This window comes from Pseudoxanthomonas kaohsiungensis, from assembly GCF_010211765.1.
In the GTDB taxonomy this organism is placed as follows: Bacteria; Pseudomonadota; Gammaproteobacteria; order Xanthomonadales; family Xanthomonadaceae; genus Pseudoxanthomonas; species Pseudoxanthomonas kaohsiungensis.
In genome coordinates this window covers 1-26,136 of record NZ_PDWO01000015.1, presented here as the reverse complement: position 1 = coordinate 26,136, position 26,136 = coordinate 1, and the positions used below count along the sequence as shown (strand labels likewise).

21 protein-coding genes are annotated in these 26,136 nt (G+C 58.4%); 16 read left to right on the top strand and 5 right to left on the bottom strand.

Annotated features, from left to right (window positions below; translation table 11 throughout):
- Positions 1 to 3: 3 nt before the first annotated feature.
- Together CSC66_RS14135 and CSC66_RS14130 are read right to left on the bottom strand one after the other, a co-directional pair.
- Complete coding sequence (locus CSC66_RS14135; protein ID WP_162378057.1) at positions 4 to 429, bottom strand: ankyrin repeat domain-containing protein; 426 nt, start codon at positions 427 to 429, stop codon at positions 4 to 6.
- A 104-nt stretch (positions 430 to 533) separates the two neighbouring features.
- Positions 534 to 1,469 (bottom strand): DUF5677 domain-containing protein, encoded by a 936-nt coding sequence (locus CSC66_RS14130; protein ID WP_162378056.1) that lies wholly within the window; start codon positions 1,467 to 1,469, stop codon positions 534 to 536.
- A gap of 316 nt (positions 1,470 to 1,785) precedes the next feature.
- On the opposite strand from CSC66_RS14130, the gene CSC66_RS14125 reads away from it, so the two are divergent.
- The 8 genes from CSC66_RS14125 to CSC66_RS14090 all read left to right on the top strand — a co-directional run bounded on the left by CSC66_RS14125 (position 1,786) and on the right by CSC66_RS14090 (position 14,439).
- A complete protein-coding gene (locus CSC66_RS14125; protein WP_162378055.1) occupies positions 1,786 to 4,554 on the top strand; it encodes a class I SAM-dependent DNA methyltransferase in 2,769 nt (922 codons plus the stop codon).
- Positions 4,551 to 6,644: a DEAD/DEAH box helicase gene (locus CSC66_RS14120; protein ID WP_162378054.1), complete on the top strand. Its 2,094-nt coding sequence runs from the start codon at positions 4,551 to 4,553 to the stop codon at positions 6,642 to 6,644. Before CSC66_RS14125 ends, CSC66_RS14120 begins: the two co-directional genes overlap by 4 nt.
- Positions 6,637 to 7,821, top strand: a complete 1,185-nt coding sequence (locus tag CSC66_RS14115; RefSeq protein ID WP_162378053.1) for a GIY-YIG nuclease family protein — start codon at positions 6,637 to 6,639, stop codon at positions 7,819 to 7,821. The genes CSC66_RS14120 and CSC66_RS14115 overlap by 8 nt, the downstream gene beginning before the upstream one ends.
- Positions 7,822 to 7,919: 98 nt before the next feature.
- Positions 7,920 to 8,342, top strand: a complete 423-nt coding sequence (locus CSC66_RS14110; RefSeq protein ID WP_162378052.1) for a hypothetical protein — start codon at positions 7,920 to 7,922, stop codon at positions 8,340 to 8,342.
- A gap of 354 nt (positions 8,343 to 8,696) precedes the next feature.
- Complete coding sequence (locus CSC66_RS14105) at positions 8,697 to 9,935, top strand: HAD hydrolase-like protein (RefSeq protein WP_162378051.1); 1,239 nt, start codon at positions 8,697 to 8,699, stop codon at positions 9,933 to 9,935.
- A complete protein-coding gene (locus tag CSC66_RS14100; RefSeq protein WP_162378050.1) occupies positions 9,932 to 10,921 on the top strand; it encodes a DNA-processing protein DprA in 990 nt (329 codons plus the stop codon). Before CSC66_RS14105 ends, CSC66_RS14100 begins: the two co-directional genes overlap by 4 nt.
- 8 nt (positions 10,922 to 10,929) lie before the next feature.
- A complete protein-coding gene (locus tag CSC66_RS14095; protein ID WP_162378049.1) occupies positions 10,930 to 11,175 on the top strand; it encodes a hypothetical protein in 246 nt (81 codons plus the stop codon).
- 102 nt (positions 11,176 to 11,277) lie between these two features.
- A complete protein-coding gene (locus CSC66_RS14090) occupies positions 11,278 to 14,439 on the top strand; it encodes a UvrD-helicase domain-containing protein (RefSeq protein WP_338016027.1) in 3,162 nt (1,053 codons plus the stop codon).
- Here CSC66_RS14090 and CSC66_RS14085 read toward each other — a convergent pair.
- Complete coding sequence (locus tag CSC66_RS14085; protein ID WP_162378047.1) at positions 14,436 to 16,448, bottom strand: ATP-binding protein; 2,013 nt, start codon at positions 16,446 to 16,448, stop codon at positions 14,436 to 14,438. The genes CSC66_RS14090 and CSC66_RS14085 overlap by 4 nt on opposite strands.
- 234 nt (positions 16,449 to 16,682) lie before the next feature.
- Between CSC66_RS14085 and CSC66_RS14080 the strand changes: the two genes are divergently transcribed.
- Positions 16,683 to 18,569: a DUF262 domain-containing protein gene (locus CSC66_RS14080; protein WP_162378046.1), complete on the top strand. Its 1,887-nt coding sequence runs from the start codon at positions 16,683 to 16,685 to the stop codon at positions 18,567 to 18,569.
- A gap of 378 nt (positions 18,570 to 18,947) precedes the next feature.
- Positions 18,948 to 19,619, top strand: a complete 672-nt coding sequence (locus tag CSC66_RS14075; RefSeq protein WP_162378045.1) for a hypothetical protein — start codon at positions 18,948 to 18,950, stop codon at positions 19,617 to 19,619.
- 25 nt (positions 19,620 to 19,644) lie between these two features.
- Here CSC66_RS14075 and CSC66_RS14070 read toward each other — a convergent pair whose 3' ends face one another.
- Positions 19,645 to 20,052: a hypothetical protein gene (locus CSC66_RS14070; protein ID WP_162378044.1), complete on the bottom strand. Its 408-nt coding sequence runs from the start codon at positions 20,050 to 20,052 to the stop codon at positions 19,645 to 19,647.
- A 225-nt stretch (positions 20,053 to 20,277) separates the two neighbouring features.
- Here CSC66_RS14070 and CSC66_RS14065 point away from each other — a divergent pair, with 225 nt between their 5' ends.
- From CSC66_RS14065 to CSC66_RS14050, 4 genes are all read left to right on the top strand, one after another.
- On the top strand, positions 20,278 to 20,700 hold the full coding sequence (locus CSC66_RS14065) for a hypothetical protein (RefSeq protein WP_162378043.1): 423 nt from the start codon (positions 20,278 to 20,280) through the stop codon (positions 20,698 to 20,700).
- 405 nt (positions 20,701 to 21,105) lie between these two features.
- Positions 21,106 to 22,089 (top strand): DNA-methyltransferase, encoded by a 984-nt coding sequence (locus CSC66_RS14060; protein WP_202935658.1) that lies wholly within the window; start codon positions 21,106 to 21,108, stop codon positions 22,087 to 22,089.
- Positions 22,079 to 22,813, top strand: coding sequence for an N-6 DNA methylase (locus tag CSC66_RS14055; RefSeq protein ID WP_162378042.1), 735 nt, complete (start codon positions 22,079 to 22,081; stop codon positions 22,811 to 22,813). Before CSC66_RS14060 ends, CSC66_RS14055 begins: the two co-directional genes overlap by 11 nt.
- Positions 22,803 to 23,249, top strand: coding sequence for an antirestriction protein (locus CSC66_RS14050; RefSeq protein ID WP_162378041.1), 447 nt, complete (start codon positions 22,803 to 22,805; stop codon positions 23,247 to 23,249). Before CSC66_RS14055 ends, CSC66_RS14050 begins: the two co-directional genes overlap by 11 nt.
- A 42-nt stretch (positions 23,250 to 23,291) precedes the next feature.
- Here CSC66_RS14050 and CSC66_RS14045 read toward each other — a convergent pair whose 3' ends face one another.
- Entirely contained in the window at positions 23,292 to 24,248 is a 957-nt protein-coding gene (locus CSC66_RS14045) for a hypothetical protein (RefSeq protein ID WP_162378040.1), read from the bottom strand.
- 692 nt (positions 24,249 to 24,940) lie between these two features.
- Between CSC66_RS14045 and CSC66_RS14040 the strand changes: the two genes are divergently transcribed.
- Together CSC66_RS14040 and CSC66_RS14035 are read left to right on the top strand one after the other, a co-directional pair.
- A complete protein-coding gene (locus tag CSC66_RS14040; RefSeq protein ID WP_162378038.1) occupies positions 24,941 to 25,246 on the top strand; it encodes a hypothetical protein in 306 nt (101 codons plus the stop codon).
- Positions 25,149 to 26,015 carry an ArdC-like ssDNA-binding domain-containing protein gene (locus CSC66_RS14035; protein WP_162378039.1) on the top strand — a complete coding sequence of 289 codons (867 nt, stop codon included), beginning with the start codon at positions 25,149 to 25,151 and terminating at the stop codon, positions 26,013 to 26,015. The genes CSC66_RS14040 and CSC66_RS14035 overlap by 98 nt, the downstream gene beginning before the upstream one ends.
- Positions 26,016 to 26,136: the final 121 nt, after the last annotated feature.

The window sequence follows — 26,136 nt, the reverse complement described above, 5'->3', positions numbered from 1 at the left end:
CAACTAGAAGATCGGCTTCTCCCGCGCCTGTTCGCCACTGACGCCGGCTACCTTGTTCAAGCCATAACGACGAACTGCCGCTTGCAGCTCCGGGTCATAGTGGGACGCCAGCTCCTCAGCCGTTCGTCCTGCTTCGTTGACCACCCGCGTATCGGCGCCTGCTTCCAGCAACACATACGCAGTCTCCACGTGCTTGCCATGGATGGCAAACATCAACGGCGAACTGCCTTTGCTTTCTAGGGAGTTGATGTTCGCGCCTCGCGTGAGCAACAGGCGGACCGCTGCGGTCTGCCCAGACAATGCCGCCCAATGAAGCGGTGTCCATTGGTGCTGATCGGCGGTGGGGGCCTCGATGTCTGCTCCTTCGTCCAGCTCGACTTCGATGTCTTCCAGCCAGCCATGTCGGGCAGCATGGTGCAGGTGCGTCATGGGGGTCGGCTGATCGCCCTTAGCCAACGCACGACGTGCCAGAGGATGCTGTGACCAATCCGCAGAGTCAGTCATAGAGCTTCATATAGAGTGGATGGTGGTGGCTATCGCCCTTGGTATTCGTATCGAACCTTGATGCCGCTCCGGAAGGGCTTTTGCCAGTCTGCCAGATACTTCTGTTGCAAGCTGGGAAACTCTTCGGGCAGGTATCGACGGACAACGAGCCGGTAGGCGCGCAAGGCCATTTGCGCCACGCCATCCTTCACGGAATGGGCGTCTTCCAAGTGGCGGATGGCTTTCAGTGCCGCGACATCGCCCAGCACAGACCAATGCTGGGTGGGCGACTGGGCGTGCACAACCTGGCTGCCGCCCCCGTACCAAAGGTCGTATGCGGGCCCTTCCTTCAATACCTTGGCGAGCTGGCGAATGCTTCTGTGGCCCAGTAGCTCATACCAGTGGGGATCGAAGGCCTTGTTGCCGCGCTTCTTCTGGTAGGCCGCATTGATGCTAGCCAGGCTGGGTTGGACCAGTAAGGACTGAATGTGGGCGACATGCTCAACGCCCGTGGTCTTTGCTTCCTCACTGAGCGTCTGGGTGCTCATTCCGATGTGCGCGTAGTCGTGATTGAAGGAGCCTGGCGCCGTAGACGGGTCGAGCGCCCGCTGGAGGAACGCAAGCCTCCTTCGATACTCGCCCACCAGGTAAACCCGGGCCCTGTACTCAGTGTCCTCCTGCAGGATCAGTTCGAGGTAAAGCGTAGCCTCGAATGCCGAGCGAACCTGCGTCAGGGCTGTTGTCGAGTGCCCGTTTTCCAGTAGTACGACGGCGGCGTCCAGCATTCCGACGATGTGCTTCAACAGGCCGGCACACACCACCAGTCGGGACGTATCGCCTTCCCCATCACCCAGCGCCTTGATGATGAGGTGCGTTCCGTAGTTCACCAAGTCGGCCAGGAACGCGAGGGGTTCGTCCAGAACAGCGCGGGCCTGCTCCTGAGAAGCGTTGCGGTCGAGCAGGAGCGGGTCAGCTGGTTCGTACATGCCTAGATCTCAATGGGGCTGGGGAAGTCATAAACCACCTCACGCGGCCAGCAGGGGAGGGGCACTTGATTGGCGGGGTAGGAGGCTCTGAGCGAGCATAGCGGCAGATCCCGGGCAACCCGCGAATCACCCAGTGAGACACGGAGTGAAGAGACTGCGCATGGGGGCGGGATGGGCAAATAGTGTTTGCCTGAGTCGGCTAAGTGGGATGTTTCACGCGCGGCGGGCTTCTGTTCCACGGCGGTGGCGTGGGACAATCAAAATTGCCCCTTTTTGACCCTTCCGGGTCGCGCCACGAGCTGGAAATCACACTTGCATGAATGCTGTTGAGATCGAACAGGCCCTATCTGACTTGGCTGCGCAAGCCTTTGATGGCGCAGAGTTTCCTTTCCAGTTCCTGGCCGCGTTCGGCAACAAGGCAACCACCATCCAGCGGCTGCGCAAGGGCGATAGCAACGCCTCCGATGTGGCGGGTGGTGTGCTGCAGCGCAACCATATCCACGTCGCTGTGGCCGAGCCCGGCCAAGTGGGGCAAACGCTGACGGCATTGAAGGCCAGCGCCAAGACCGCCCAGGCCAAGGCCAAGTTCATTCTGGCCACCGATGGGACCACTTTGGAGGCCGAGGAACTGGCCTCCGGCGACGCTATCGCGTGCGAGTTCCCTCAGTTCCCGGACCACTTTGGCTTCTTCTTGCCGTTGGCAGGCATCTCCACGATTAAGGAGATCAAGGACAACCCCATCGACGTTCGGGCTACCGGACGCCTGAACAAGTTGTACGTCGAATTGCTGCGCGAGAACCCTGATTGGGCCACGACAGCGCGTCGACCAGACATGAACCACTTCATGGCCCGGTTGATCTTCTGTTTCTTTGCCGAAGACACCGACATCTTTCCCGGTGCGACGCTGTTCACGGCTACCGTGGACAAGATGACGCAGCCAGATGGCTCGAACGTCCACGAGGTGTTGAGCACCATCTTCCTCGCCATGAATACCAAGACGGAAGATCGGGCGGCGGCGGGCATTCCGCGCTGGGCAATTGAGTTTCCCTACGTCAATGGTGGGTTGTTCTCCGGCAATACCGATGTGCCGAAGTTCACACGCACGGCTCGCGCGTATCTGTATCAAGCCGGAAAGCTGGACTGGCGAGAGATCAATCCCGACATCTTCGGGTCGATGATCCAGGCGGTGGCCGACGACGAAGAGCGCGGCGCATTGGGCATGCATTACACGAGCGTGCCCAACATCTTGAAGGTGCTAAACCCGCTGTTCTTGGACGACCTGCGGACGCAGCTGGAAACGTCGGGGGATAACAAGATCAAGCTGTTGAACTTGCGCAAGCGCATGGCGCACATTCGTGTGTTCGATCCGGCATGCGGTAGCGGAAACTTCCTTGTCGTCGCCTACAAACAGATGCGCGAGATCGAAGCCGAGATCAACCGGCGACGTGGCGAGGTCGAGCAGCCTTCGGAAATCCCGATTAACAATTTTCGTGGAATCGAGTTGCGTGACTTCCCGGCCGAGATTGCGCGTCTGGCACTGATCATTGCGGAGTTCCAATGTGATGTGCTGTATCGCGGCCAGAAGGAAGCTTTGAAAGACGTTCTGCCGCTGGATAGCCAGAACTGGATCACCTGCGGGAATGCGCTGCGCCTGGACTGGTTGGCAATCTGTCCACCCACTGGAACCGGAGTGAAGCTGATCGGCGACGACCTGTTCAACACGCCGCAGGATCAGTCGGAAATCGACTTCCAGAACGAAGGGGGAGAGACCTATATCTGCGGTAATCCACCATATCTCGGGTCCCGTGACCAACAGGAAGAGCAAAAATCAGACTTGAAACACATATTTGACCGTAGAGTCCTGAACTGGAAGTCACTCGATTACGTATGCGGTTGGTTCCTAAAAGCTGCGGATTACACAACGCGGACTCAGTCATCTGTAGCTTTCGTGTCGACGAACTCCATCTGTCAAGGTCTGCAAATCCCAATTCTTTGGCCAGAAATATTTCGAGTTGGTTGCCAAATCGAAATGGCTCATACGTCCTTTCGGTGGGCAAACCTCGCAAGCCACAATGCGGGTGTCACTGTAATAATTGTTGGTATCTCTGTGAGGCCTCGCAGCCCCCGACGTCTTTTTTCAATAGATAAGTCAGGTGGAACAACTGAACGTCAATGTGAGCATATCAATGCGTACTTGGCGGCAGGTGGAGAAGTTATTGTAGAAAAAAGTGGAAGGCCGATCTCGGAGGTTTCCGAGATGACGTTCGGGAATATGCCCATCGATGGCGGATATCTGCTGCTTTCACGTGCGGATCGTGAGGGACTTGGCTTGTCTTGCAGTCAGCAGCGGCGATTCACTCGGCGAATTGTCGGATCAGCCGAGTTCATTCGCGGCACGATGCGCTACTGCCTGTGGATAAAAGATGATCACTTGAAAGAGGCGCTAGATATTGCGCCGATAGCGCAGCGCATTGGTGAAGTCAGAAAGCTACGGTTAACTGGTGGTAAGACGGCGAGAGATTTGGCAGATCGTCCTCATCAATTTCAAAGGACTCATGGCAGTGAGTACTCAACTCTAGTAGTCCCACGCGTCTCTTCCGAGTCCAGGGAGTTTTTGCCATGTGGATACGAGCCTGCCGATACAGTGGTGTCGGATGCCGCTTTCGCATCCTACGATGCTCCATTGTGGAACATGGCCTTGATTGCTAGTCGTTTGCACATTGTCTGGATTGCAGCTGTTTGCGGTCAGTTGGAAACCCGCATTCGCTACTCGAACACGCTCGGTTGGAACACCTTTCCAGTCCCAACTCTGACCGAGCAGAACAAAGCAGACCTAACTACTTGCGCCGAAGAGATATTGCTGGCCCGTGAAAACCACTTCCCGGCCACCATCGCAGACCTGTACGACCCGGAGAACATGCCGGAAGACCTGCGGCGGGCCCACGAAAAGAACGATGAGGTTCTGGAGCGGATCTACATCGGGCGGAAGTTCAAGAACGACACCGAACGGCTGGAAAAGCTGTTCGACCTGTACACCAAGATGACGGCAGGCCAGGCCAAGCCGAAGAAGGGGAAGCGGACATGACATCGGAAGGCACCAAGGCAGTCCCGTCAGTCTCGATTGCCACAGCCCGTACTGGCGCGTCGAGCAAGGTCAACGCGCTGGGCATGCGTCCCATGCAGGAGCGCGCCTACGCCAAGCGGGGCGAGCAGTACCTGCTGATCAAGTCGCCGCCCGCGTCGGGCAAGTCGCGCGCCCTGATGTTCATTGCGCTGGACAAGCTGCACAATCAGGGCCTCAAGCAAGCGATCATCGTGGTGCCCGAGAAGTCCATCGGTGGCAGCTTCGCTGACGAAGAGTTGACCAAGTTCGGCTTCTGGGCGGACTGGAAGGTCGAGCCGCAATGGAACCTGTGCAATGCCCCCGGCGACGACGAGGTCAAGGCCGACAAGAGCAAGGTGCGGGCCGTGGGCCGCTTCCTGGAGAGCGAGGACAAGGTGCTGGTCTGTACACATGCCACCTTCCGCTTTGCCGTGGAGGAATACGGCATTGCTGCGTTCAACGACCGACTGGTGGCAGTGGACGAGTTCCATCATGTCAGCAGCAATCCAGATAACGTGCTGGGTAGCCAGCTCACGCAACTGATTGCGGCAGGCTCCGTCCACCTGGTGGCCATGACCGGCTCTTACTTCCGGGGCGACACGGTGGCCGTGTTGGCGCCGCAGGACGAAAACCGCTTCGAGACGGTGACATACACCTACTACGAGCAGTTGAACGGCTACACGTACTTGAAGTCGCTGGAGATCGGCTACTACTTCTACACAGGCAGGTATCTGGACGCGATCACCAAGGTGCTGGATCCGGCGATGAAGACCATCGTCCACATCCCGAATGTCAACGCCCGTGAGAGCTTGAAGGACAAATACAAGGAAGTCGAAGAGGTCATGGAGTCCATCGGCACCTGGAAGGGTGTCGATCCGGCCACGGGCTTCCATCTGATCGAGCGTGCCGATGGGTCGGTGTTGAAGGTGGCCGACCTGGTGGACGACAGCGACGCTACCAAACGCGCCAAGGTGCTGAACTCACTGAAAGACCCTGCGCAGAAGAACAATCGCGATCATGTGGACATCATCATCGCGTTAGGGATGGCCAAGGAAGGGTTCGACTGGATCTGGTGCGAACACGCCCTGACCATCGGCTACCGCAGTAGTCTGACCGAAATCGTCCAGATCATCGGCCGCGCCACCCGCGATGCGCCCGGCAAGGAGCGTTCCCGGTTCACCAATCTGATCGCCGAGCCAGCCGCAGGTGAAGCGGAAGTTGTGGCAGCCGTGAACGACACACTGAAAGCCATCGCAGCGAGTCTGCTGATGGAACAGGTGCTGGCCCCGCGTTTTGAGTTCACCCCCAAGAACCAGGGCAAGCTTGAAGGCTTCGAGTACGAGGGTGGATACGTAGAGGGCGGGTCCAACGTCGGCGTGAATGTGGCCACGGGCCAAGTCCACGTCGAGATTGGCGGGCTGACCATGCCCGAAACCCAGGAAGCCAAGCGGATCTGCAAGGAGGACTTGAACGAGGTCATCACCGCGTTCGTTCAAGACAAGACGGCGATTGAGAATGGGTTGTTCAACGACAACACCCTGCCCGAAGAACTGACCCAAGTTCAGATGGGTAAGATCGTGCGCGATCGTTATCCGGAGTTGAGCGAGGCAGACCAGGAAGCCATTCGCCAACACGCTATTGCTGCGCTGAACCTCACGCAGCAGGCCAAGCAAGTCTTGGCGAAGGCCGAAGCCGAAGGCACTGCAAGCGAGCAGCAGGGCAATACTGCTCTGATCGACGGCGTGCGCAAGTTCATCAATGTCCGAGACCTGGATATCGACTTGATCGACCGGATCAATCCGTTTGAGGCGGCCTACTCGGTACTGGCCAAGGCCATGGATGAGAAGGTGCTGCGTCAGGTCCAAGCCAGCATCTCGGCAAAGCGCGTGAACATTCCGAAAGAGGAAGCGCGCGAACTGGCCAAGCGGGCGCTGGAGTTCAAGATCGAGAAGGGACGGCTGCCAGACATCAATTCGCCAGACGCCTGGGAAAAGCGAATGGCCGAAGGCGTAGCGGCCTTTGCCAAGTACCGGGCTGAAGAGAAGGCCAAGGAGGCCCAGGGCAATGGCTGACATGGACGACGATGACCTGCTGGAAGCCTTGGGAGTCGAAGCAGCGCCCAACAAGGCCAGCATGCATACGGCGCAGCAGGAGCGGCTGATCGCGGGGTTCGAGGACATCCTGCGTTTCGTGGAGGCCCATGGTCGCGCGCCCCAGCATGGCGAGGACCGCGACATCTTTGAGCGGCTGTACGCAGTGCGCCTGGATCGCCTCCGCGGTCTTCCCGAGGCGCGCGATTTACTGGCTCCCATGGATACGGCCGGGCTTTTGGACGGACAGGCGGCTGCAACCGTCAACCCGGACGAGCTGGACGAGGACGCGTTGTTGGCCGAGCTGGGGATCGATGCGCCGGCTGGGGATGATGACATCACCCAGCTGCGCCATGTGGCGTCCTTTGCCGAACGCAAGGCGGCAGAAGAGATCGCCAACCGCACGCGCTGCGAGGACTTCGAGAAGTTCCAGCCGCTTTTCGAGAGCGTGGAGAACGACCTCAAGGATGGAAGGCGGAAGACGTTGCGGTTCGGGCGTGATGCCAGCGTTTTGCAAGGGAACTTCTTCATTCTGGGCGGGCAGATGGCTTACGTCGCCGAGGTCGGCGAGCCCATTCGTGCCCCGAACGGGGAAGCCGATGCCCGCATGCGCGTCATCTACTCGAACGGGACGGAGAGCAACCTGTTGCAGCGCTCGCTGCAACGAGCGCTATACAAGGACGAAACGGGGCGACGCATTACCGACGCGGACAACGGGCCGCTGTTCGGCGATACGTTGGAGCCAGACGACATCGAAAGCGGGACCATCTACGTGCTGCAAAGCAAGTCCGATCATCCGTTCGTGGCCCAGCACCGCGAACTGATCCACAAGATCGGTGTGACGGGCGGGAAGGTCGAAACGCGTATTGCCGCGGCCAAGGACGATGCAACCTATCTGCTGGCGGGCGTGGACATCGTGGCTACCTACAAGCTGGCCCATATCAATCGCACGAAGCTGGAAAACCTCTTCCACAAGATCTTTGCGCCCGCGCAGCTGGAACTGACCATTGAAGATCGGTTTGGCAAGCCCGTAAAGCCGCGCGAGTGGTTCTTGGTGCCGTTGCAGGCTATTGACGAGGCTGTAAGCCGTATTCGGGACGGCTCGATTACCAACTATATTTACGATCCGAAATCGGCACAATTGAAAGCGCAGAAGTAGGCGCGACGAACGCAAGGGGACAAGAAATGAAGGCTCGCAGGTGGGGTGTCGAGTTGACCGAAGGGCCAGCAGCACGGTCGGGTTATGAGAATTGCCCGGTGATCCGGACTGCAAGAACGGAGCGCGCAATCAACGCCGCAGTCGATGAGGGGTTCTTCCCATTCGTCAAGGCAGTGGAGCCGAGTCCTGATGTGCACTTCATGGTGGGAGTGGATCAAGATCCGGTGACCGGGAAAGTCGAGCTTTTGGAGGATTTACGAGAATATGGTCGGAACGTGGTCATGGAGTTTCGGAATTACTACCCGTACAACTTCCCCAGACCCTTTGCGGCCTACCTGATTCCAGATGACCTAGTGCCAGGCGAAACCGTTTGGCTAGAAGATTTGATTGAGGATATCGTCGCCGTAAGGGGCAATCAGGGATATAACCCCCGCTTGGCGTGCGCACCAGCTATTTGGAATGGAGAGGATTTCGAGATCCTCTTTGATTCCGACAAAGATGCTGATTTCTGGATTGGATAGATCAAGTCATGAAGTTCAATCCAAAAACAAAGACGCTAATGACACACGATGGCCAGGTGATTAAGTCTTTGTCGTGCCATCTCAACGTGCAGCTGAATCAGCTGCAGGTAGAGCGTGATGGTCATAGGCGCTGCGACATGTGCGATCACAGGGTGTTGGATACCGAGCTCGTATCGGAGTCTCAGTTGGTAGAGCAGGTCGCTTCGGATCCGAGAGTTTGTCTGATCGTGAGGCGGGGCCAAAGAAACATCGAGATTGTTTGATCTGATCCAAGAAGGGCAGTCGTGTAGTTGCGAGGGGAGAGCCAGCTTCAACTTGTTGGCGATGATTCTATGACCTTCTGGGGAGAAGGGAGTGTCCATTCAGTTGTGCTTGTTTGATCTTGACAATACGTTGCTGCGCACTAACGACTTGGAGGGCTTCCGAGGTCGGGAGAACGTCAACAACACCAGCCGTGAGTACACACGCGGACTACTGCGTGAGTACGATCGGCGTGATGACAGGCTGCTCTATACGCCGGAGCAGTTAACTGGCCTGCAGGACGATTTCCCCGACATGCGTTGGGGCGTGTTTACCCGCGCGCCTCGCCATTACGCGAAGACCTTGCTGGAAGAGGCCTACCCTGAGGTGGAGTGGGATATCGTCGTGGCGTACGAGGACGTGCGGAACACGAAACCCAATCCAGAAGGCATCGTGCTTGCTGCACGGCAACTGGGCATTCGACGCAGAGAACAGGTTGCATTAGTTGGCGACGAGAAAACTGACGTGGTCTGTGCATATCGCTCAGGGTGCTGGGTCTTCATAGACCAAACCTCGTGGCAGCCGCGCGTGAGCGAACACTGGTATGCGCTGGAACGGGTGCCGGATGCGCTGTTTGAGGGAGCCGACGAGCTAGCACCATTGCTTGCCTCGCCGTACCTTGGGGTGCCGGAGCTGGAGTACCTAATCACTGGCGAGCGGCTGGAAGGTCGGCAGCGCCGGATCGACAAGGTCAACCACTTCTTCCCGCGGGCCATTGGTGGCCGGCCTGTGCCGGTCCACATCATGGGGCGCCTGTTCGGCGAGTACGAGGACATTCGATTTCGACGGGGTTGGCATACGCTGACCGACCAGATCATCGCCCACAAGGACGCTAACGAGTTTCCCGAAGAGTGGATTCAGGCTATCCAGCGGTTTGTGCACATGGATACGGTTGCAAATCCGGACACGGTAGTGATTGTCGTGCCGTTCAAGCCAGGTCGGACGCCACGGCTTGAACGCTTGCTGGATCAGTTCGCCGAGGCATACCAACCTCCCCGCGTGACCCTGGGGCGCCGGGCCCCGGCTGTGACCTTCCGTTCCAACGTGTTGGCCTTCCGACCCGGGGCAGTGTCCAGCCATGGCAACCACCTAGACAAGGACCAGCGGTTCGCGAATGTGGGCGAAAATCTCCACGTCGCCCGCCCTCAGGACGTCCAGGGCAAGCACGTCATTGTGATTGACGATGTCGTGACCACCGGGGCCACATTGCTGTGGTCCCACCGTTATCTCAGGGAGGCAGGCGCGCGGAGCGTGAGTTGTCTGTCCCTGGCTCAGGCCATAGGTGCAAGTTGAACGAGATCTCCCCTGCCACTGGAAAGCTGCTGGCCATGTCCTTTTTGTCGGGCGTGGGCCCGGCGACGTTGCGCCAAGCGTCCCAGGTATTTGGCTTTGACAACAAGACTGTGGAGCAGCTGGCGACGGACATTCCCAAGCTGAAATCAGCGCTGTCCGGCGGTGGATGGAGTGATGCACTGATCAAGGCTGAGGAGCAACTGGACCTGGCGGAGCGAGGCGGGTGCAGCATCCTGTCGCCCATGGATCCGGACTATCCCAAGCTCCTGGCTGCCACCAAGGACGACCCATTCCTGCTCTGGGTGCGCGGCACGTTGGCTGCCAGCCCCGAAAAATCGGTAGCCATCATCGGTACACGAGAACCCACCGAGCACGGGAAGCTGATCGCCCAGCGCATGACACGCTACTTTGTGGATCAGGGATGGAGCGTGGTAAGCGGGTTGGCTTTGGGGTGCGATGGGATAGCCCACCAAGAGGCGGTCGATGCAGGTGGCCATACCGTTGCTGTCCTGGCTCACGGCCTGCAGACCATCGCTCCCTCGAAACACCGGAAGCTGGCCGAGGACATCCTTAATGCGGGCGGCGCACTGGTCAGTCAGTACCCGATTGGCCGTGATGCGATCCCGCAGCAGTTTGTCCAACGCGATAAGACCCAGGCGGGCATGGCCCAAGGCGTGGTCATGATCCAGTCCGACCTGCAAGGCGGCAGTCTCCACGCGTCGCGAGCGTCCATCGAGTACGGGCGCTGGTTGGCCGTGCCTTACCCCACCGAGCAGGATCGAGGCAGGAACGAACCTAAGATTCAAGCCAATCTGATGTTGTCCGATGGCAGCGATGCCGAGCGGCTGGATCTGCTGCGTCGCAAAGACAACAGTGGGCTTGATCGCATTCTTGTCCTTCGGGGAAAGGAGGACTACGCGCGCTGCCTGGCGTCCACGTCGGCGCCAGTTATTGAGAATCCCGCTTCACAGGGAAGCATGTTCTAGGGGGAGTCATGACAATCGCGGTACTGGCGTTCCAACTGATGATCTTCATCAGCATGTTCATCGCCATCCTGCTGGGGCGAGGGTGGCTGAAAGTGGCAACCGGATTCTGGGTGATCTTCACGCTATTCGGCAGCATCTACACGATGGGGCTGATGGCGTTGCAACTCATCACCATCTACTTCTCCTATCAGGTGTGCATGAAGTTCTGGAACTGGCGTATGGCCCGGCGTGGCGCAACGCGTGTTTCCCGCTAGCGCTCCCGGCTATCCTGAGGTCGCATGTATTGGAGTCCCACTAGCAACGGTGCAACCTTCACAGGTTCAGGTCAGTGGTCCCTGTCCATTACAGGCGACAGCGTGTACCTGCGGGTCGCAGACGGGGAGGCGCTGACTGTCCACCTGTTGAACCTGGTCGAGTTGGAGGTGCGGCCCGGCATCATCTGGGCCACGTGCAACCTCGCCTTCCACACGCCAGCCGGCACCGTCAGGCGATCCGTCGACGGCATTCCGAACGAGAAGGCCGCTTCCATGATCGAGTCATTCGATCAAGCGAAGGCCAGGGTCATCGCCAAGCTCGTGGAAGGCTCAGTCGAGGAACTGGATGCATGGGTTGCGCGGGGTACCCGTGAACTATCAGGCCCGCAGGTAGATCGACGTAGTGCGGCGGAAGTCATGGCGAGCCTGGGGCCTCCGCCCACTCCGAGTAACGTGAGCTGGGACCAGGTGCTTGGCCATAGCGCTGTTGCCCAAGCGAGGAAGATCGCCAAGGCGTGGCCATCCTGGGAAGGGACGCCCACCAACGCTGCGGCCGACAGGGCGCATTCGCTTCGACGCGACTCGTTCAAGGTCGAAGTAGCTAACTGGGTGGGTTCGTTTAGATCCCGCTATCGCACTAATCGATGGATGCCCAAGGGCGCAATCGATCGCTATGTCCGCTCGACCCCCGCGCCCAGTTGGCGGAATGAGACTTGGGCCGGCGCAATGAAACAGCTGAGGATGCGCCCGCGGACCAAGAGTGGGTCTTCGTTGTTCGACATCCTCTCGATGCTGCCAGGCGAGATCGAAGACCTCGGGTGCGGGCTGACCCACGAGGAATGGAAGGCCATCGCGCGCGGTGAAACCGAGGCTGAGTCGCTGCGCAACATCACGACTGGCCAGAACGACGCGCACCTGGCTCACCAGCGCGAAGTGCAAAAGCACTTCTTCGAAACCGTCGAAAAGAACCCTCTGACTGACGAGCAGATCCACGCCTGCATCTGCATGGACGATGCGGTGATGGTGGTTGCTGCCGCCGGCTCGGGGAAGACCTCCACCATGGTTGCCAAAACGGGCTATGCCCTCCATGAGGGACTGGCCACACCCGAGCAAATCCTGCTACTGGCATTCAACCGTGCCACCGCCGACGAAGTAGGGGAACGTATCGCCGAGCAACTTCGGGATGTTCCGGGCGTGGACAAGGTGCGTTCCAACACCTTCCACGCGTTCGGCATCGAGGTTATTGCAAAGGCGACCGGCAAGAAGCCGTCACTGGCACCTTGGGTCGACCCCAGCAATCCGGGCGCGGATATCCGGGAGGTGGGCAACATCATCGAAACACTATGCGCCCAGGACTCGAAGTTCCGGAAGGACTGGGACCTGTTCAGAACCGTCTATGGGCGGGACGTGGGTAAATGGGGGCAGCCCCAGGAGCCGGACGCCTATTCCAATGGCAAGCGTGGCTTCCTCACGGCCAAAGGCGACATCGTCAAGAGCAAGGAAGAGCGTGTCATCGCCGATTGGCTGTTCTACTGCGGAGTGAACTATGAGTACGAGCGCACCTACGAACACGACACCGCCACCGAGCATCATCGGCAGTACTTTCCCGACTTCTATTACCCCGATGCACAGCTGTACCACGAGCACTTCGCCCTGAACGAAAAGGGCGAGGCGCCCAAGGACTTCAAGGATTACCTGAGCGGGGTGAAGTGGAAGCGGAAAATCCACGCTGAGAAGGAAACGACGTTGGTCGAAACCACGTCGCACACGCTGTCTACGGGCGAGTGGATGGATACTCTGGAAGCAGCCCTCATTGAGCGAGGCGTCCAGCCAACATTCGACCCCAATCGTCCATCCCTGGGGCTGCCGCCCGTCTCGAACCAAGACCTGGCCCGCTCATTCCGTGTTTTCCAGCAGCATGTCAAAAACAACGGACTGTCGCATGCGCAGTTGCACGCAGCACTGAGAGAGCAGTCAGAAGATGGCTTCGCCGCACGCTTGCGCATGTATCTGGCGATCTACGAGCGCATCGCCGCCGAGTGGGGGCGCCGCTTGCGTGATGGCAAGTTCATCGACTTCGAGGACATGCTCATCCTGGCCGCTGGATACGTGGAATCCGGGGCTTACACGAGCCCGTTCACCATCATCCTGGCTGATGAGTTCCAGGACAGCTCCCGCGCCCGAATCCGGTTGCTGAAGGCACTGGCTGCCAACCCGGACGTTGAGACCCACCTGTGCGTGGTCGGCGACGACTGGCAGGGCATTAACCGATTTGCCGGCTCCGATATCTCCGTCATGACGGAGTTCGAGAAGACCTTCGACCACGCCACGCGCTTGACGCTCAACACCACGTTCCGCTGTCCGCAGGATCTGTGCGACGTGTCCAGCGAGTTCATCCAGGTCAACCCCGCCCAGATCAAGAAGGCGGTGCGAACCACCAACCCGCTGACTAGGACGCCCATGCTGGCGTATGGATTCCAGCAGAAGGAAGGGATGCTGGGGCATGTCGAAGAGCAACTGGCGGGTATGCATCGCTTCGCCTGCGAGGGCAAGCTCACCCCCGCCAAGGGTAGCCACATCACCATCATGCTTTTGGGTCGCTATCGTGACGACCAGCCGCCCATGCTCTCAGCGTGGCAGCGCCAGTTCGGCGATCGATTGAAGATCGAGTTCCGGACCGCGCACGGCTCCAAGGGATTGGAGGCCGAGTACGTGTTCGTACTCAACGTGGTTCAAGGCACCCGCGGCTTCCCCAGCCAGATCCAGGACGATCCCGCACTGCAGCTGGCCATGCCAGCGCCCGACCCGTACCCCTTCGCCGAAGAGCGACGTCTGTTTTACGTGGCCATGACCCGCGCTCGGAAGCAGGTGCGCCTCTATACCACGCTGGGGCAGCCTTCCCAGTTCCTGGTCGAGCTGGTCAAGGCAGAGCACCTCAAGATCGATCCGGTCGACGGTGAAGCGATGGAGGCGTGCCCCAAGTGCGGCAATGGCGTCCTGCAACTGCGGGGTGGGCAGTACGGTGCCTTTCATGGATGCACTCGCTTTCCTGCTTGCGACTTCAAGCGGAAGGCCGAGCAAGCGGTGGGGCAACCCCGCCCCCGCGCAGCCGGATCACAGAGGATCCAGGTGCAGGTCAAGTCGGGTGATCGATGCCCTGTGTGCCGCAGCGGCACCATCCAGGAGAAGAACGGGCGCAATGGCCCATTCCTCGGTTGTTCTCGCTACCGCGAAGGATGCCGGGCGACGGCGAACATCCGTTAGTTCTCTACGTCGTCTTGAGTGGTGCCACCTGTTGCCAGTTCAGCAAGGTCGTCCGGAATGTACTTCGAGTGCGCGCGTTTCAGGTAGGCAAGTTCACTATCGGAGTCAGCCTGATAGTCGAGTTGCTGGCTGAAAAAGTTCAGCCGCGCCCGAGCGTCGTTCAGGATCTCGGACCATGTCTTGGCCCAGACGGCAATGCTCGAATCATCACTCTGGAAGACGACGCCCTCAGGCCGGTCCTTTTGTCGGCTCTTGAGCTTGGCGTACTCATCCATCTCATTGGAGACCACCATAAACGTCCACTTGGTCCGCTTCTGGTCGAAACGTGAGTCTTTGGCTACGGCAAATGCATAGCTCTCGATCTGAGTAAGGACTTCCGAGTTGATCTTCTGCTTCGGGCGCTTCAACTCAACTACCAGATACTCGTGGCTGCCTTGGGTTGGCTGGATGGAGCGTGCCAGCATCAAGTCGATCCGACCGCCCTTGTCGTCTTCGCGTAGGACTGGGTCGTCCGATTCATCGGCATCGTCCTCGCGCTTGCCGAGCTTGCCGATATGGATGGCAAGAGCGTCCTCGAGTGTCTTCTCGGATCCTGCGAGGTTGAAGTCTTCCTTGAAGATCCATGACTCCACTTCCAACGCCTTGTGCAGTTGGTCTCGTTCCAATAGCCGTTTCTTGCTTTCCTTGTTGAACAGCAGGTCACTGAGTGCTTCCACGAAGTTCAACCGATCAGCAACAATCCTGGCCGAGGTGATGATCTTAGATAGCGTCGTCTTATGAAGCAGCGTGGCCAGATCGTCCTGCTCGTCCTTTTTGAGATTCAGGACTTCATCCATGATCTTCATAACCGAGTCTGGGTTCTCTCGGATGGCTTGGGACAGCAGTCGGAACGTGAACTTCTTCGATTTGGTCGATGCCTCATCGAAAGAGGGTAGGTGATCCTCGACATTGACGGCCAGAATGTCGAAGACCTGGCGCTCGATCTGTTCGGAGGCGTTGACCTCGACTTTGTCCTCGTAGGGATAAATCTTCTCGTCTTTCCAGCGCTGGATTGTTTCGCTGCGGTGCTGGAGGATGCGTTTCCGGAAATGCTCGCGAACCTTAACCTTGACGACGCTTAGGATGTCGGCCACGTCCTGGTTGAGGTCGGACAGGACAAGGGCTCCCTCCTTGTCCAAGTCGCGAAAGTGGTCTGATTTCACGTACACCGTGAAGTTGTAGCCGGGCGCCTTGATCTGTGGGCCGATTGTGACTTCATGGAGGGAAACGCCAGCCTTGTCGCAAAGTTCGAACACGCGGTCTGTCTGGACGGACCATTCGACGATCGTGATAGACACTGGGACGCGCTTTCCACTTTGGAGTTCGACTTCTCCCAGATGGAGGTCCTCCTTGTAGTTCTGGACGGAAGACGGGTCGATCTTGTCCCCGTTGTAGTACAGCGTCAGACTCGGGCATTCCGTCAGGTAGGCAGCGAACTGTTTGGTGATTTCCAGCGTTGCCTTATCGCCCGTCAGGGACGGGAAGTTGGAGTCAAGGTTCTCGATGACGACCTCGGTGCCAAGGATCGTAGTTTCGGCATCCGTTGGTTGTGAGGCGCTGAAACCTGTCAGCTGGCTTGCGCGGCCAGTAATCGTGTAGGCCTTGAATGCTTTTCCATCAAGGTAAGTGGTCCGCCACTCGACACTCTCACCCAGGGCAAAGGCACGGAAACGACCCTTGCCGTTTTTGCCGTGGAGCGTCCGACCCTTGTAGCGGTGGGATTTGGCCTTCCACGAGTCGCCTAAGCCGCCGAATAGCGCATCGACCTTGCTTCGGTCTATGCCGTCGCCATCATCTGACACCCGAATGGCGTGGAGTCCATTGAGTTCGTTCGGTTCCAGAATGACCTTGACGTGCTGGGCGCCTGCGTCAAAACCGTTCCAGATCAGCTCCGAGACTGCCGTGATCGGGCTGACGTTGGATGCCAGCGACTTCAAGAAGTCGGGCTTGGCCTCGATCTTGATGTCCATGGATTGATTGTCGGCCATACCGTAGAGCGCTCCCCAAGTGGTAGTTCGCCGTCCTGGCCCGGACAAGCAGGCTGCGGGTATGGGGGAGGTGGCCACGGAACGGTGAACAGGCTGAGGATACCGGGTAGGGGGCATTCGGGCCATGCCCGTTCTGAGGACTCTGTGCCGGGGCTATCTCAAGGCCTGCGACCCCCGGGGCATAATAGGTTGTCAGGGGTTGCGACCGGAGTGGGGATGAAGTCGGATACGTGGACGATCGAACAGGTCTTTCAGGACCGTAAGCAGTACAAGGTGCCTTTCTACCAGAGACCCTATGTCTGGTCGGTGCGAAAGCAATGGCCCTTGCTCTGGGCGGACATCGTGGACAAGGCGGTGGAGCGCTTGGGAGGCGGTGGCCCAGCTCCCCATTTCCTGGGTGCGATTGTCGTGGAGCCACAAGACAAGTCTGGCCTGCGAGGTGTGGAGACGTACCACATCATCGATGGGCAGCAGCGGCTGACGACCCTGCAGTACATCCTGGCCGGTATCCGGCTTGCAAGCCGAGAAATGAAGGTCGACGGCGTGGACTCATTCTTGGGCGCCGTCATGGACAATCCGAACCCGTCGACGATGGATGATGCAGAGGTGGAGGTCTTCAAGGTCTGGCCGACCTACTCCGATCAGGAGGACTTCATCAAGGCGATGAAGGCCAAGAGCCGAGATGAACTGAAGGCGAAGTATCCGGCCCACTACACGAAGCACGGCACTTTCCGGGTCAACTCCATCCTTCACCCGCCTGCACTGGATGCCATCTGGTACTTCGCAGAGCAAGCGGAGAATTGGGTGCGGGCGAATGGGGGCGATGAGGCGGCCTTTGAAGCTTTAATCATGGCCGTTCTATCCGACCTCAAGGTCGTCATGATCAAGCTGGAAAAAGGCGATGACGCCCAAGTGATCTTCGAGACCTTGAATGGACGTGGTGAAGAACTCCATGCAACGGATCTCATTCGAAACTATCTATTCATGACGGTGGACCGCAAGACGGAAAGTCAGCAGGACCTGCACAAGCAAAAGTGGCAGCAATTCGAAGACGCCGAAAAGTGGAAGCAACCGGAACGGCGAGGCCGCATGACCAAGCCGCGCCTGGAATGGCTAATCTTCTCAGCTATTCGAGCCGAAACTGGCCAAGATGGTGATCTGTCGCGACTGTACGTTGATTTCAAGAACTACGGACAGGGTCGGACAGCCACACAGCAATTGGACATGCTGGACCTCTACGGCAAGCACTATTTGCAGCTGAGTACCGGCAAGGGCGCCATGCCTGTGGCCAGGTTCGGCGACCGTCTGCGGCCATTCGACACCACGACAACGCACCCATTGGCGCTGCGGGTTTCCACTGCCGACATTGACGATGCAGAGAAGACGCTGATCTTCAACGACATCGTCTCGTACATCGTGCGGCGCGCGATCTGTGGGCTCACGCCGAAGAATTACAATAACTTCTTCATGTCAGTCCTGCGCCAGTGGAGCCAGGGAAGCCAGACCCACGCGGCGATGCGCGCACTGCTGGGCCAGTCGACAGTCCCTGCTTCTGTGTGGCCGGATGACGCTGTGTTCTCGCACGCCCTACAAACGGCAGCGTTGTACGGAGGGCTTTCGACAAGCATTCTCGACGCGCCACGTTGCCGCATGATCCTGACCGAGTTGGAAGGGTGGTTGCGCCTGACGAAAAAGACCGAAGAGCCCACCATTCCAGATCTTTCCAATCTGGACATCGACCACGTCATGCCGCAATCCTGGTATGAGCATTGGCCTCTGAAGAATGGCAGCAAGGGTACGTCCACTGAGGCGTACGCAGCCAGATTGTTGGAGCAGACAGGTGGCGCGCTGTCTTCGCACCAGCAAGATGTTCAACGCCGCAGCAAGGCTATCCCCACTTTGGGGAACCTGACCTTGCTCAACCTGTCGGTCAACCGCCAGGCTCAGAACAAAGATTACACGACCAAGAAGAAGATCTTCATCGATCACACCGTGCTGCGCCTCAACGGATCCCTGATGGGGCGTGAGACGTGGGACGAGGAAGGAATAGCCGAACGCGGGAAGCTCTTGGCCGAAGCAGCTATCCTGTTGTATCCGCGCTAACAAAAGGACTCCCGGATTGCTCCGGGAGTCCACCAGACTATGAGACTTCCCCGTTCGCACAGTCTGGCAACGCGAGCAGAGGCGACGGGTTCTCCATGCAAGCAGATATGCCTCGCTTGGCAATTTCGCGTATTGCGAAACGTTTCGAGTTCTACAATCGACAGGGGTAGGAATTCTCCGACCAAACGGCGGGACGCTATCCGATGGCAGCCAATCCCGGGCTCGTGGATCCTGACCATGCCGCCTGCGTAGCCAGATCGGAACAACCACCACCGATATTCGTCTGGTGTGGCCGTGAAGCTCGCCGTCCAGGAAGGACAGGGCGGCATTCCCTAATCCGATACTCCTTGCGGCACACTCCCCCCAAAAGGGGGAACCATGGCCGACTCCAAGAACCTGCGCCAGCGAAGCAGCGATGCGTTGAAGGTCCTGCACCAGACGCGCAACACCCTGTCTGACATGGGCCATATCGGCTCTGAGCGCACGGCCACCGTTTTGCCGCTCGTGCTGGCTTCAATGGACACGGCCGAGGCTATCTATGCCTTGCTCATCAATCAGCCAGAGAAGTCCTGGGTGGCTGCGCTGATCTTGCAGCGGGCTCAGATGGAGTACGTCTTGCGGGCAGCGTTCTTCGCAAAGGCCGCCAATGACAAGGAGATCGCGCGGTTCCGCCGCAAGGGCAAGATGCCAAATCGTGGCAAAAGCCAGATCTACGTGGCCGATGTGGCCAAGGAAGCCGCCTCACACTTGGGCTGGGATGAAGAGAAGCTGCTACGGACGGTAAAGAGCCACTACAAGGACCTTTCTGGCCTGGTCCACGGCGGCAAGGAGGTGTTGGCGATCTACACCCAGCACGACGCTTGGGGCGACATCACCATTGAGTGGGACGAGCTGATACACGCAGTGGACAACATTCTGGTATTCGTCCAGCTCGCGCTTGGGTTGGCCATGTCGCTGTCACCGCTGGATCCCGAAGCCATGGATCGACTGGTGCGGCCACCCTACGAAGCGGCGCATGCGTACTTCGGAAAACTAGATCCGGAAGCCTAGTGAACTTTACTTACAACTCGCTTGGCTAAGTTGTCGATGTTCTCTGGCCAGCGATGTGCCCCAAGCGTGTTCGATGAATGAAGGCGCGCAACCAATCGTCGAAGTCGGCTTCATCAGTTGCTTCCAATTCGGGGAAGAGATCGCACAACAGCGGCATCACGTCATCCCCACTCAGTTGGTCGATATCCGAGATGTTGAAGTAGTCGGCAGTCGGGTCGTCAGGGTCGGTGATGTAATAGCCAAGCGTGTCCTCCAAATCTTCCCGATTGGTTTTGGACTCGCCTTCAAGTTCTACGTAGGTGTAGGCACCCACACCCTTGTTCAACAAGACGAGCAAACCTGCCTGGCGGCATGCCTCGTACTTCTCTTCCGGTAGCATGTCATCCCAGCCCATCAGGGTTTCAAGACGCTCAAGTAGGGGCTGATCGACCATTGGCTCTTCCCGGGCATTTAGGGTTCGACCCCATCTTAGCGATCCCGTCGGGTTCCGACACACGGCAGCACGGTCGCGTGCCCGCGCAAGGCGACGCCGCAGCCTAGGGCAGCGTCATTGGCGAACCTAAGGTTCGGCGGCGCCTGCTCCACGATGTTCCGCCCTACGGTGCCCGGTCCCATCTTCGCCCGAGCTTTGGTGGTCTCCAACCCGAAGGAGACCGCCATGAGCTTTGAATCCGAAGTTGCCCAGCTCCGTGCCAGCGCGGACACCGCCCGTATCGAACAGATCGTCCAGGCCTTCCCGGCCTCAGACGACATCGAGCCCTGGCATCAGTTGAACGCCCTGCTGTGGCCCGACCTGTCGGAGAACGAGAACAGCCGCCGCGAGCAACTGCCCGCAGCACTGGACGAGTATCAGGATGAGCTTCGACGCTACATCCGCCGCTACGACGACCTGCGCACCCGCGGGCTGGACGCGATGTCCAACTACGACATCGGCATCGCCTATCGGGCCATGGGCCCCGAGTCTGGGCTTGCGGACGCGCTGCGCGCCGTAGGCAACCACATCGGCCGTTGTAAGGCACAGATCTTGTGGCTGCTGGCCGAGCAAGACCGGCTAGCTCTGCCGCAACTGGCCCTCTTTTGAGGGTCTTACTAAACGCCAGATAAACCGAGCCTCCGGCGAGATAAGTCCCTGATCCGCATCCGATTTCGGTGTTCTCGCAGGTCCGAAAAATACATCGACCCTATTAGAGAAACGGCATCTGACCCGCCGACAGCCCCGTTCTGGTCGGGTCGGTAAACCAGCCATCGATCGGCGTAGCATTTGTCATGCAGACCCCTTGGGGAACCTGTGCGACGCATGATGTGCGCCGCGCCGACGCCGCAAGGCGGGCATGTCCGGAACCCGGTAAGGGCGGCTATGACGAGGCTCAGAAGTGCCCGGTAACGTCCGGGACAGTGCTCTAACCCAGCATACGGCTGGAAGAGATTTCCCGCGATCGCCTATCGCCCCACCGCCCTTGCGCGGTGGGTCTTATAGGCCCTCATCGTGGAGATTGCTGCTCGTCGTTTTCCCCGTTCCACCCGTCGCACCACTGCCCGCAAGGGCGGTGGTGTTTCTGTTTCCCTCACCCGCGGCGACTGCCTCGCCCAGCTGAAAAAGCTTCCGGACGCTTCCGTCGATCTGGTGCTGACCGACTTGCCCTATGGCACCACGGGCTGCAAGTGGGACACCGTCATCGACTTGGCTGCCATGTGGCGCGAGCTGTACCGCGTCGGCACGCACGAGTGCGTGTTCGTTTTCACCGCGCAGTCGCCTTTCACGTTCGTGTTGGCCCAGTCCAACCCCTACGGGTTGAAGCACCTGCGTCAAACCCTCGTGTGGGAGAAGTCAAACGGTACCAACCCGTTCCTGGCCTCGCACGGCCCTTTGAAGGCGCACGAAGACATTCTGGTCTTCTGCCGTAAGCGAGCCCGTTACAACCCGCAGATGGTGGAAGGTAAGCCCTACGTCGAACGTGGGGGCACGTACACGGGCGGCGACGCAGGCGGGATCAAGGGCAAGCGTAAGTCAGGCAAGAACAACGGGACGCGGCATCCGCGCTCAGTCCAGTTCTTTGCCTGGGAGCGTGGTTGGCACCCAACCCAGAAGCCTGTTGCCTTGATGGAGTGGTTGATCAAGTCCTACTCCAATCCGGGCCACACTGTGCTGGACCTCACTATGGGATCGGGAACCACGGGTGTGGCAGCCGCAAGGACGGGTCGTCACTTCATTGGGTTCGAGTTGAGTGCCCAGTACATGGCCATCGCGCGTCGCCGGATCCTGTGCGCGCAGAACGGCGAGCCAGAACCGCAACCAACCAAGGCCTATCAGGTCGCACGGCCACGCTTGGAGACGTTGAAGGGTGGTCGCCTACTGGTGTCGAAAGCTAAGGCTCCGGTAACGGCCCGGCGTCGCGGTGGAGGTACGTCAGCAAGGTCAAAGGTTGGCAGGGTGTGTCTGCGAAAGGCGGAGGTGCGACATGTCGCATAACAAACTGCGCAAAAAACTGGCTGACGCCATTCGCTGGCACGCGAAGATTTCACGTTTCGACCGCACGCCTACCAAAGCGATGAACACCATGATCGCAGCACTGTTCAACATCCTTGGTTGTCGCCCGTTGTCTGCTTTCCACGTCATTGATGAAAACTACTTCATCAATTTCAACGCGCCCGAACGTAAGAACGAGGTGAAGTCGATTTCGGCCATGACGACGGCATACCTCGAACTGGTGAAAGCGAACGAACCGTTCCACGACGTGTTGACCGACTTGGCCAGCGAGTTCTTGGGGCGTGATGGCAAGGACATGGGACAATTCTTTACGCCGCGAGATTTGGCGCTCTTTGTCGCGCAGCTGGCTATGGACAGACTGTTGCCGACCATGAAGGCGAAAGTGGCGGCTGGTGACATGGTGAAAGTGGCCGACCCGACGGGCTCGGGTACGGGATCGCTCTTGTTGGCCCAGCTGCATCAGTTGCGAGAACAAGCGCCGGAACTGCTTCCCTCGGTGGGTGTGTATGCCATGGATATTGATGTGGACATGGCGCGAGCAACGGCGGTTCAGATCATCTGGAACTGCCTAATCCACCAAGTTGAAGTGGCTCACGTCACTGTGTGGCATGCCAATGCGATCACGGAATACCAGGCCAAAGTACCGATGGTGGTCTTCTCACCGATGTTCATGCATACGAAAAAGGAGTATTCCAATGCGGCGTGAGGCGACAGACAAGATGGTTAGCCGGTCAGCAGCCAATCATGACATTGCTCATATCAAAAGGACCACGCTATTCTTTCTCCCCAATAGACTGTTCGAGAAGTCCATTGAGGAAAGCCTAAGTGAATGGACGGAAGGAGCGTTTCATGGTGGTCAGTGGCTGTATTTGATTGAGAATGGCGCTTGTTACTTGGCCCCTGTCGCCACGCGTCTACATCCAACATATTCCGTCAAGGACAGCTGTGGAACCCCCGTGGTCATGAGCGCACAAGCCGCGGGTCTCGCAGCGACGATCTACAACTACAATCGCATGGCTTGGGAAATGGACGAGGTTGGAGATGAAATGGGGCGGGAGAATGCACTCTTTCATTGGCGAACATTGATGGCCCACGCCTGCACGCACCCCGAGGCGGGATCAATTATGAGGCTTCTTGATTGACGAAAACGGCGCCCTTGGGCGCCGTTCTTCTTGGGTGTAGTGTCATAAGACAACGTTTGCGCTGGGCCGATTGACCTCTCCTTGCGTCTTGAATCTACTCCCGGTCTTATCTCTTTCCCTCCTCATGGCATCTGCCGCCTTTCGCTTCTCGAAAGCAGCCGCTGCCACTGCGTCTGCTGCACGCATGTCAACAGTAGTTGGGTTCTTCGTAACGTGAAGAGTGTCAAATGTCTCATCCAGCTTGAAGTCTGTAATGAGGGGACGGCTACCGCATTTCAGCTTGGCCATGGCTTTCTTCACCCTCTGCCGTAGCTGGGGAAGTTTCAGCTGTGACCCGCTGAGAGACTTGATCTCGCTGATGGAAAGCTTCGGAGGTTCCTTTTGGCTTGCATAGTAGTTGTGTAGCCAGGAGGCAAGCTGATCCTTTCCCAGGCCTGCCAGGCGCAGCATGTCGTTGCTCAATGTTTCGTTGGACATGAACTGTTTAAGGGTCCCGCTCATATGGATGTCAATCCGACCTGATGGCTTGTCTTTTGCAACTTCAAGAATGAGCGATCCGAAGTAGCTGGTGCGGGACGTACTGATCTCCACTTTGGCGCTTACCAGGTCTTTCAACAGCTCCCAGACCCTGTTGTACTGCCGCGAGTCTCCGGTAGATCGCCCACTAAGGCGAAGCAAATCAGCAGTGTTGGAGATGGCAAACTTGTCTCCATTGAGCCCAACCGTTTCTTGGGCCAGGAAGAGGCACGCCTGCCAGAGCTTCAAATGGTCCTGATTGAGGTGCGGACCCTTGTACCGGATTTCTGCCCCGGTCAGCCTGCGATCGACAGTCACCTTGGTGAAGTCCGCAACGTCATCACCTTTATCAGACACACCAAAGAGAGCGCAACGTAGAACTGAAACCGGGATCTGCGTATAGAGCGCGGGTTCGTCCGCAGACGGCTCTTGGCCGATGGGAACCTTCACAGGTGATTGAGTGAATGTCTTGGCAGTCTTCATACCCAGAAGGTAGAAGGCGAAGCCAGACTGTCAACTGTACCCTGTGATATGTCATGACGCTGATTGGTGCCTATGCGAACGGGTTCGGTGCGGACTATGTTTCCTGCTACGGCGCACTATGTTTCCTGCTATACGGGAATATGTTTCCTGTTACGCCATCTATGTTTCGTGCTACCTCGACTATGTTTCCTGCTACGCGGGTGTTCGCTAACACGTTGAATCATCAAGGCTAAACGTCCGTTCTCTAGGTTTTCAGGTTCTAGAGGTCAAGGGCCCGCTGGCGCGAGCGTGGGATCATTTAGATCTGAGAAAAGGCGAAGGGCAACAGCAACAGCGCCGGGGGCTTCGCCCCGCCGGCCAGCGGAGCGGATGTGTCTGCTTCATCCCGACGCGCCCTATGGGCGCGGACCACTGGCCTGGGGCCAGGACCATGGCCGCCATAGGCGGCCTGCCTTCGGCCTGGAAAACACGCAACGCTTCACCCCCAGCCCAAGGCGTAGCCGCGGCGCGTCAGCGCCGCCAGGGCCTTCGCCCCCTCCCAGATCACAGGCCGCCACAGGCGGCCGTCCACGGCGCGATAGCGCCGCTACCGTGCCCACTGCGTTGGCGTAAGACCGTACCAGTTCGCAGGACCCAACTTGCGGGCCAGTCAACCTGCCGCAGACTGGACGGGGCATAGAGGAACCCGTCCCATGTCTGATCCGAACTTCACCGACGACGAAATCCTGATGGCGGCCGACCGCTTTGAGGTTGTGTGCGAAAAGCACGCAACCCGCATGCAGTTGGCTGACGAATGGTTCGTGCCGGGAAAGCATCACTCGACCATCGAGACTTGCTGTAAGTACGCCAGATCCGCGTTCGAGCGAGGGTATGACGTACACATCAAGTGGAAGGTGAAAGATGGATCGACACGAGTACCAGAGGATGCAAGCCAGGAGTTTCTACGACAACCTGCGAGAAGGGATAGCCCCTCCGTTCTTTCGATGGCAAGACCCTGACACGCCACTGCCGCAGATTGGCGGGGAGCCTCGCGGTGTGTCTGGGTACTGCTTCGAAGCTGACAACGCGCTGCAGCTGGCCATGGCCGCCAAGGCGCAGGGCTTTCAGAGCCCATATTGGCTGTCCACCGAGCAGGCCAATGCGGCCGGTGGCTACATCCGCAAAGGGGAAGTTGGTACGAAGATCCTGAAATGGATCCGCAAGGATGGCCAGCTATCCGAGCGCGTACCGGCCACAGTGTTCAACGCAGACCAGATCAAGGGCTTGAACCTGCCCAAGCAGAAGGGACTGACATCCGAGCAGCAAGCCACCCGACAAGCTGGGCTTGATGCCTTGATCACGCCGCGCAAGAAGACGCCGACCATGGATCAGTACAACGCACGGCTGAAGGAGGTCATGGCCGAAAAGTTTCCGGCGCAGGATGACGTACAGGATAATGCCCGCATGGCACTGCGCCGCGAGTGCGCGGTCATGACTGGCCAGGCACGCTTGGGCCTGCCGCGAGAAGTCGAACCCGAACTCGCCCAGGAGTTGAAGCCCTTCATCGAGCACCGACCACATCCGCAAGAGGTAGTGCGGGCGCTGGATGACGCCTATGCGGCTTTGAAGGAAGTCGGCATCGAGCCACTGGTTTACGCGAACGTGCCCAGGAAGGAAATGGCGCAGCAGCCGGTCAAGCCTGCCAGCGAGCCACGTCCGAAGCGCGAGCGCACGCAAGCCAAAGCGAAAGAGAAGGGCAGAGAGCAATCCAACGACATTCCATTCTGAGGTACACCTAAGCGTTTTTGTAGAGTTTAGTAGAGAAAGCCCTCGTCATTGAGGGCTTTTTCTTTGTTCCCATCGGAATTTTTTTGTTGAGAAAGATTTCTATAGTGCTACACTTGTAAAA